Consider the following 1452-nt stretch of genomic DNA (forward strand, 5'->3'; position numbering starts at 1 on the left):
TCATAGCGCTGCTTGGTCACGAAGAAATCGGCGGCGTGGAAAACCAGACCGATATTCCCCTTGCCGTTCAATGCTTTGGCCATCAGATGCGCCGCGGCGACTCCATTGCCGTAGTTGTCGGCGGAGACGACTGAGACATAGTCCTTGCCCGCTGTCAGCCCGGCGGCCACGTTGTCCATGAACACGATCTTCACGCCCGCATCAGCGACGGCCTTGTAGGCGGCAGCGGTTGCGGTTGGGTCGGTCGGGATGGTGATCATGATGCTGGGCTTTTGCGCCATGATCGTCTCGATGTCCGAGACCTGCTTTTCAGGCTTGAAGCCCGCATCGGTGACAGCGATCACCTTGATCCCCATCGCGGCAAACTGGGTTTGGAGACCGTTGATCTGCGCCCGGCTCCAGTCGTTTCCGCCGTAGTGCATGACGATGGCGGCGGTAGCGTTCATCGACTTGATCTTGGCAAGTTCGTCATCCGTCAACGTGACAGAGGATGCTGGCGAAGGGTCTTCGCCATTCGGGCCCTTGGACAGAACGCTTTCGACCAACTTGGCCAAAGCCTCGTCCGGGCCGGCGTAAGCCGGGCGCATCGCGGTCATCAGCGCAAGCAGCGCCGCGCCGCCCAAAAGGCTGCGTCTCGTGATCATGGTTCTTCCTCCCAGAAGCGGGGCCAAGCCCCGGTTTTCAGTGTGTTTTCAGGTAGTCCATGCTGAGCCGCGCCCCTTCGGCAGGGTCGGTCCAAGCATCGAGTTCGGTGCAAACCCAGCCATCAAAGCCCACATCGCGCAGGGTTTGCAGGATGGGCAGGGTCGGCACATCGCCACGATCCAGCGGCGTGAAGGCAAAGGGTTCGCGTTGGAAGCCCTTCAGGTGGACATAGGAAATCCGGGCCGCGTGATCGCGGATCAGTTGCGCCGGATCGCCGCCGGCAGCCGTAAGATGCGCCGTGTCGGGGACGAAGTCGATGGCCGTTAGGTCGAAGATTTTGGCCACGCTGGCCGGGCCTTCAACAATGGTGGACAGATGCGGGTGGTAATGCGCCCGCAGACCACGCGCCTCAGCCAGATCCTTCACGCGGTCCAAGGCTGCGGCCAGCTTGTGATAGTCCGCCTCACGGATGCCGTCGAACCGCTTGGCCCCGCCGCCAACCACCAGATGAGGCGCGCCGAGTTCGGCAGCCCTGTCGGCGGCACGGGTCACGCGGGCCAGTTCCTCAGGCAGGATGTCGTCGAAGATGAAATTGCCGCCCGCATAGGCCGCCACAAGTTGCAGACCGGAATTGGCCAACAGGGCGCGAAAATCAGCGGCGGAGTTGTCCAGCAGGTTGCCGTCAAACACCTCTACCCCCTCATAGCCCGCCGCCGCAATTTCGGCAAATGCGCGGTCCATCTGACCAAAGGTGCGATAGGCCAGCTGCGTGATCGAAGTGACGCCCACTGCATCGCCCCCCAGCAG

The 1452-nt window shown here is 62.3% G+C and carries 2 protein-coding genes; both read right to left on the reverse strand.

Annotated elements, in window-relative coordinates:
• Positions 1 to 644: substrate-binding domain-containing protein (locus AC1DVR_RS23355; protein ID WP_478003018.1), on the reverse strand; the 644-nt coding region annotated here is incomplete at its 3' end.
• Between the two features lie 37 nt (positions 645 to 681).
• On the reverse strand, positions 682 to 1452 hold a 771-nt coding region (locus AC1DVR_RS23360), incomplete at its 5' end, for a sugar phosphate isomerase/epimerase family protein (RefSeq protein WP_478003019.1).

This window comes from Rhodobacter sp. P2_H5, from assembly GCF_056403335.1.